The sequence below is a fragment of the Mesorhizobium sp. M7A.F.Ca.US.014.04.1.1 genome (assembly GCF_003998745.1).
In the GTDB taxonomy this organism is placed as follows: Bacteria; Pseudomonadota; Alphaproteobacteria; order Rhizobiales; family Rhizobiaceae; genus Mesorhizobium; species Mesorhizobium ciceri.
The window spans coordinates 1-6,746 of record NZ_RZRW01000320.1 but is presented as its reverse complement, the minus strand read 5'-3'; the positions used below and the strand labels follow the sequence as shown (position 1 = coordinate 6,746).

Here is a 6,746-nt window from a genome sequence, read left to right as displayed (position 1 = left end):
GAAGGACGACCTCAAGCCCGACAGCTGCTGGGACCTGAAGGCGCTGCAGGCACAAGCGGCGGCGGCAAAGTAAGCCGCACCTTTTCGACTGAAGTACAAGCGAGGTGACCGGAAGGATCCGGTCACCTCGTCCCCTCATGGAATAGCAGCAGCCGATGTCCTTTCGCGAACGCCTCCAGTCCTGGCGCTACAATCTCGTGCCCGACCATGTCGTCGGCGAGATACTGACCAAACGCTGGACCGACAACGCCATTCCGTTCCTGGCGCTGGTGGCGACATTGGCGACCTTCGGCTCGGTCATTCCCGGCTTCTTCAAGCTGACCGCTTTGCAGGAATCGACCCGCCAGCTCGGCGAGTTCTCGATGGTCGTCACCGGCATGACGGTGGTGATGCTGGGTGGCGGCATCGATCTGTCGGTCGGCTCGATCTTCGCGCTGTCGTGCTTTTCCGCCGTCTATGTCTTCTTCATCCTCGAACAGTCGATCTGGCTGGCGCTGGCCGCATCGCTCGCCACCGGCCTCATCTTCGGCGCCATCAACGGCTACCTTGTCGGCTATCTCAGGCTGCGCGCCTTTCTCACCACGCTGGTGACCTTCATCTTCGGCCGGGCGCTGTTCGACATCCTGGTCACCACCTATGCCGCCGATGTGCAGCTCTCGACCGCGACATCGGATGTGCTCGACTTCATCGGCGACAGCACCTTCTGGGGGCTGTCCGTCTCGGTGTGGCTGGCGATCATCCTGGCCATCGTCACCCATATCGCGCTGACGCGTTCGCGGCCGGGCTGGCACGTGCTGGCGGTCGGCGGCTCCAGGCGCTCGGCGCACAATGCCGGCATCCGCGTGCGCCGCACCGTGTTCATGACCTATGTCTTTTCCGGCTTCTGCGCCTCGATCGGCGGCTTCCTCATTGCTTGCCGGCTGAGCGGGGCAGGGCCGGGAACCGGCCTCAACCTCGAGATCATGGCGCTGACGGCGGCGGTGGTCGGCGGCGTCAGCCTCGGCGGCGGGCGCGGCTCGGTGATCAAGGGGCTGATGGGCGCAATCATCGTGCTGACCATGACCAACGGTCTGATCCGCTTGGGCTACGGCACCGGCACCAACCAGATGGTGCTCGGCATCATGTTGGCGGTGGCGGTGACCATCGACATCCGCTGGCTGAAGAACCGGCACAAGGTGCTGAATGAGGTCTATGTCGCGCCGGTCTATCTCAAGATGGGCGAGACACAGTCGGCCGCACCCGGCTCGGGCACGCCATACGAACTCGACAACAGGCTGTCGGCCGCAGAGCATATCGGGCTTGGCGAGCTGGAGGGGCCGGAAGACGTCATCCTCGACCGCGACGACAATCTCTATTGCGGCACGCGTCATGGCGAGATCGTCCGCTTCTTCGCGCCGGACTATGTCAGGTCGGAGGTGTTTGCCCACATCGGCGGTTTCCCGCTGGGGCTGGCCTTCGACAAATCAGGCAATCTGATCAGCTGCGTCGGCGCGATGGGTCTCTATTCGGTCTCGCCGGATCGGGAGGTCAAACGCCTCTCGGCGGAGACGTCGCGCTCGTGGACCTCGATCGTCGACGATGCACGGCTGCGTGACCCCAACGACTGCGATATCGCACCGGACGGCCGCATCTATTTCACAGATTCAACTAAGCGATATGACGCCCACGATTGGGCGCTGGATTCGATCGAGAACCGTGCCACCGGCCGGCTGCTGGTCTACGACCCGAAGGACGGCTCGACGAAGACGCTGCTCGACGGCTATCGCTACACCAACGGTGTGTGCATGGCGCATGACGGCAAGTCGCTGTTCTTCGCCGAAAGCTGGGCCTGCCGCGTGCACCGCTACTGGCTGGAAGGGCCGAAGGCCGGCACCGCCGAATGCGTCATCCGCGACATGCCGGGCTATCCCGACAACATCAACCGCGCCTCCGACGGCAATTACTGGATGGCGTGGCTCGGCATGCGCACGCCGAGCTTCGACCTGTCGCTGCGCCATCCCGACATGCGCAAGCGCATGACGCGCCGGCTGCCGCAGGACGAATGGCTGTTCCCCAACATCAACACCGGCGGTGTGGTGAAATTCACAGAGAAGGGCGGCATCGTCGAGGCGATGGGCGACCTCACCGGCGGCGCGCACCCGATGGTCACCTCGATGCGCGAGCACAAGGGGTATCTGTTCGTCGGCGGCATCCTCAACAACCGTATCGGCCGCTACAAGATTGCAGGCGCCGACCCGAACTGGACCAGCCCCGCTTCCTATTGGGGAGCAAAGCCATGATCCTCGACCCGGTGCTCGACCTGTTCCGCGGTAAGGCGGTGACCATCCCGCCGCTCGACGGCGCTTTTCGCCCCAATACGCGGCTGGATGATGCGCCGGCTTTTGCCGAGCTGACGGAACCGGATAATCTGCTGGTTACCGGTGACAGGCTGCTGGTCTCCAGCGGCAACGCCATCCATTCGATTGCTGCTGGAGCGCAACCTGTCGTGGTCGAGACCTTTCCGTCTGCCGTCACCGCGCTGGCGCTGTCGCCATTGGGCGAACTGACGGTCGGGCTGGAAAGCGGCAAGTTGCTGATTGGCGGCAGCGACGTTTCACTGCCGGCCGGGATCAGCTGCATCACCGCACTAGCCTATGCGGATGACGGCACGCTGTGGCTGGCCAACGGCTCGACCGAGCATGCGCCATCGCAATGGGCCGCCGATCTGATGAAGAAGGGCGTGGCCGGTTCGCTCTGGAAGCGAGGCGCCGCAGGCGGTGATTTCCGCAAACTCGCCGGCGACATTGCCTTTCCCTACGGGCTGCATCCTGTCGGCGAGGATCTGCTGGTTAGCGAAAGCTGGCGTCACCAGCTTGTTCGCTTCGATGGCGCTACCGGCAACCGCTCGACGGTGCTTGCACATCTGCCGGGATATCCCGCGCGGCTGTCGCCGTCCGCCGATGGTGGGGCCTGGCTGACCTTGTTTGCGCCGCGCAACCGGCTGATCGAATTCGTGCTGCAGGAAACGCATTACCGGCAGGACATGCTGAGCCAAGTGCCGCCGGCCTACTGGATCGCGCCGGCACTGGCGTCCAGCCGCAGCTTCCTCGAGCCGCTGCAATGCGGCGGCATCCGCACCATGGGCATCCACAAGCCGTGGTCGCCGAGCCGCTCCTATGGGCTGGTGGTCAGGCTCGACCAGAAGATGCAGCCGCTGTTCAGCCTGCACAGCCGCGCCAATGGAACGCGTCATGGCATCTGCAGCGTTGCGGAAAAGGATGGCCGGCTGTTTGTCGCCTCCAGAGGCGGCGACTGCGTGCTGGCGATCGATGCGGGAGGTTTTTGATGGAACCGATCGTTCGGCTGGAAAACGTCACCAAGAATTATCGTGGCGTGCCTGCGGTGAAGAACGTCAGCTTCGAATTGCGCAAGGGCGAGATCCATGCGCTGCTCGGCGAGAACGGCGCGGGCAAATCGACGCTGACCAAGATCATCGCCGGTGTGGTCGATGCCACTTCGGGCAAGATGTTCCACAATGGGCAAGAGATCGCCTACGCCTCGCCGCACGCAGCGCTTGAAGCCGGCATCGCCATGGTGTTCCAGGAGACCAGCCTGGTGCCGTCGATGACGGTGGCGCAGAACCTTTATCTCGGCACCGAAAAGTTCCTCAACCGGCTGCGCGGCACCTACATTTCAGCGCAGCAGTTCCTGCAGTCGCTGAATTTTCCGGTCGACCCCAACGCCATGGTGGCAACGTTGGGCGCCGCCAAGCGGCAGATGGTCGAGATCGCGCGCGCCGTCCACCACAATGCCGAGATCATCATCTTCGACGAGCCGACGGCGACGCTGACGCCGGAGGAGAAGCGGCACTTCTTCGCGCTGATCCGCCGGCTGAAGGCGGGCGGCGTCTCGATCGTCTTCATCAGCCATGCGCTGGAAGAGGCGCTCGATATCGCCGACCGCATCACCATCCTGCGCGACGGCGAGCTGGTCATTACCGACGACACATCCGCCTTCGACCGCGACAGGATCGTTTCCGCCATGGTCGGGCGCACGCTATCGGGACAGATCTACCGCCAGCGCGACGAAGCGAAGCTGCGCAAGGCGGGCAAGAAAGTGCTGTCGGTGCAGGACATTTCGATGAGCAATGTCGTGCGCAACACCTCTTTTTCGATCTTCGAGGGCCAGATCACCGGCGTGTTTGGGCTGATCGGCTCCGGCCGCACCGAGACATTCAAGATCGTCTCAGGCATCTACAAACGGGATTTCCTGCGCGGGGGCGCGATTGAACTCGATGACAGACCGGTGCGCTATCTCGTGCCGAGCGAAGCGGTGGCCGACGGCATCGTCTATGTCACCGAGGACCGCAAGAGCGAAGGCATCTTCGAGACGATGGGCATTGCCGAAAACCTGTTCGGCGGACTGCTGGCGGCGGGCCGCGAAAAGGCCTGGGTGATCAACACGCAGGAGATGCGCGCGCTCTCGGCCGAATGGACGAAGACGCTGAACATCAAGGCAATCAACGACAATGCGCGCGTCGTCGAGCTGTCAGGCGGCAACCAGCAGAAGGTGGTGATCGGCAAGGGGCTGGTGCAGAAGCCGCGCATCGTCATCTTCGACGAGCCGACACGTGGCGTCGATGTCGGCGCGATCGCCGAGATCCACCAGATCATCAACCGGCTGGCCGATGAGGGGCTGGCCGTCGTCGTCATCTCGTCCTACCTGCCGGAGATCATGAACCTGTCCGACCGCATCCTGGTCTGCCGCCAGGGCCGCATCGTCGAGGAGTTTTCGCCGGCGGAGGCCACGGAGGAGAAGATCATGTACGCGGCCGTGCATTAGATTCAGGTGAGGCCGGCCTGCAAATGGCGGTTTCCTGCGCTTCCGGTTCTCACGTACGAAAAGTACGCTCCGCTCCGGTTCTCGGAACCCACCATTTTCGACTCGGCCTGACCTGAATCTAGACGCCGGCGCTGGAAAAGTGAATCGGACGAGTGGATTGGCCGCAATTGCTCAAGACCTGATTCAATTCACGCAACGATCCAACGAAGGAAAAACCCCATGGCCACCACAAAACTCCTCAGCGATGCCGAGGTCGAAAAGATTCCCGCCGTGAAAGCCGTGTTCGAAGACATCCGCGCGACGCGCAAATCTGATTTCGTCAACAATTTCTGGCGCGGGCTGGCCAATGATCCTCCGGCGCTGAAGCGGATCTGGGAACAGTTGAAGGTGGTGATGGTCGCCGACAGCGCCATCGATCCGCTGACCAAGGAGATGATCTACATCGCGGTGTCGACCGCCAATGGCTGCTCCTACTGCGTCCACTCGCACACGGCGGCAGCCCGCGCCAAGGGCATGACCGATGCGCAGCATGGCGAACTGGTGTCGATCATCGGGCTCGCCGGCCAGACCAACCATCTGGTGACGGCGATGCAGATTCCAGTCGATCCGCAGTTCGAGGTGAAGTGAGGCGTCACACCGGCCGGTAAACCTTCTCCGCCGTGTTCCAGAAGATATCCGCCTCGGCCACCGCACCATGCTTGGCCACCGCGTCGCGGTGCGCCTTGATCAGCTCAGCGTGGCTGGTCCACAGCTTCTCGATCGGGAAGTTCGAGCCGAACATCAGATGGTCGGCGCCCAGGATATCGATCGCGTTGTCTACGACATAGGCGATCAGCAGGGGATCGTTGCGGTGGACGAAGGTGCCGAGGCCCGACAGCTTGGCGTAAAGATTGGGCGCCGCCGACAGCGTTTGCAGGCCTGCCTTCCAGGCCTCGGTGGTTTCCGGTTCCATGCCGGTCAGCATGCCTGCATGGGTGAGGATGAAATTCGTTTCGGGGTTCTCGCCGACCAGCGTCAGGCCGTCCTTCATCTGGGCGGGGAAGAGCTGCAGGTCGAAGGACAGGCCATAATCCTTGAGCCGCGCCACATTGGCGCGCACTTTCGGGTCGATCACCTGATCGGCGGAGGCGGCGAAGCGGAAGGCCGGGGTCTCGTGCCAGTGCAACTGCATGCGCAGGCCGCGCAGCAGCTTGTATTTCATCAAGCGATCGATCTGAGGCCTGATATCGTCGACGGTCATGTCGGTGTAGCCGACGATGGCATGCGGCCAGCCGGTTTCGTCGGACGTCTTCTGCAGGAAAGCGACTTCCTTCTCGAAATCCTCCTTGGCCCAGTTGGTCTGGACGTAGACGGCCTTCTCGACGCCTGAATCCCTCTGGTCTTCGAGAAATTCCTCGATCGGATAGTCGCGCCGGATCGGTTCGTAGGGGCCGAAGATGCGCGGCACCATCGGTCCGACCAGCCATGGCTGATCCTGTTGGCGCCAGATGTGAAAATGTGCGTCGATGGTTTTCTGCATCATGAAACCCTCTTCCAGATTGTCGCCGCCGCCGGAGCAGGGCGGGCGAGCGACAGGATGAAATCGGTGAGACCGGCAAGCGACGAGCCGTCGACGAGATCGTCGAGGTCAGGCAGGATGGCGCGAAGTGCCGCCGTTGCCGGCCGGAAGCGCGGGTCGCCGGCCAAAGGTGTGGCCAGCGACAGCCGGAAGGCGCGGGCGCTCAGCCGCCGCATGGCTGTCTCCAACTCGGCATGATCGCCGCGTTCCAGCGCGTCGGATAGGATGACGATAGCGGCACCGCGTGCAAAGGCTGAAAAGCGCGGCACCGAGAGGAAGGCGAGCAGCGTCGGCCCCATGCGGGTGCCGCCGTCCCAATCGTCGACCTGGACAGCGGCGCGGGCCAATGCCTGGTCGCCGTCGCGGA

General features: G+C 63.1%; 6 protein-coding genes. 4 read left to right on the top strand and 2 right to left on the bottom strand.

Annotation, left to right across the window (positions count from 1 at the left end; genetic code table 11):
* The first annotated feature begins 155 nt into the window (after positions 1 to 155).
* The 4 genes from EOA22_RS20565 (at position 156) to EOA22_RS20550 (ending at position 5,448) form a co-directional block, all read left to right on the top strand.
* Positions 156 to 2,279: an SMP-30/gluconolactonase/LRE family protein gene (locus tag EOA22_RS20565; RefSeq protein ID WP_013530839.1), complete on the top strand. Its 2,124-nt coding sequence runs from the start codon at positions 156 to 158 to the stop codon at positions 2,277 to 2,279.
* Entirely contained in the window at positions 2,276 to 3,325 is a 1,050-nt protein-coding gene (locus EOA22_RS20560) for a hypothetical protein (protein ID WP_127390180.1), read from the top strand. The genes EOA22_RS20565 and EOA22_RS20560 overlap by 4 nt, the downstream gene beginning before the upstream one ends.
* Entirely contained in the window at positions 3,325 to 4,821 is a 1,497-nt protein-coding gene (locus tag EOA22_RS20555) for a sugar ABC transporter ATP-binding protein (protein ID WP_063168529.1), read from the top strand. The genes EOA22_RS20560 and EOA22_RS20555 overlap by 1 nt, the downstream gene beginning before the upstream one ends.
* Positions 4,822 to 5,040: 219 nt before the next feature.
* Entirely contained in the window at positions 5,041 to 5,448 is a 408-nt protein-coding gene (locus tag EOA22_RS20550; RefSeq protein ID WP_063168528.1) for a carboxymuconolactone decarboxylase family protein, read from the top strand.
* Between the two features lie 4 nt (positions 5,449 to 5,452).
* On the opposite strand, the gene EOA22_RS20545 is transcribed toward EOA22_RS20550, so the two are convergent.
* Together EOA22_RS20545 and EOA22_RS20540 are read right to left on the bottom strand one after the other, a co-directional pair.
* Entirely contained in the window at positions 5,453 to 6,340 is an 888-nt protein-coding gene (locus tag EOA22_RS20545; protein ID WP_063170273.1) for an amidohydrolase, read from the bottom strand.
* A partial coding sequence (locus EOA22_RS20540) for a VWA domain-containing protein (RefSeq protein WP_127390179.1) occupies positions 6,340 to 6,746 on the bottom strand: 407 nt, incomplete at its 5' end. The genes EOA22_RS20545 and EOA22_RS20540, both read right to left, overlap by 1 nt.

Coding starts and splice junctions, on each gene's coding strand:
- EOA22_RS20565 (WP_013530839.1), top strand. CDS start 156: ATGTCCTTTCGCGAACGCCTCCAGTCCTGGCGCTACAATCTCGTGCCC.
- EOA22_RS20555 (WP_063168529.1), top strand. CDS start 3,325: ATGGAACCGATCGTTCGGCTGGAAAACGTCACCAAGAATTATCGTGGC.
- EOA22_RS20545 (WP_063170273.1), bottom strand. CDS start 6,340: ATGCAGAAAACCATCGACGCACATTTTCACATCTGGCGCCAACAGGAT.
- EOA22_RS20560 (WP_127390180.1), top strand. CDS start 2,276: ATGATCCTCGACCCGGTGCTCGACCTGTTCCGCGGTAAGGCGGTGACC.
- EOA22_RS20550 (WP_063168528.1), top strand. CDS start 5,041: ATGGCCACCACAAAACTCCTCAGCGATGCCGAGGTCGAAAAGATTCCC.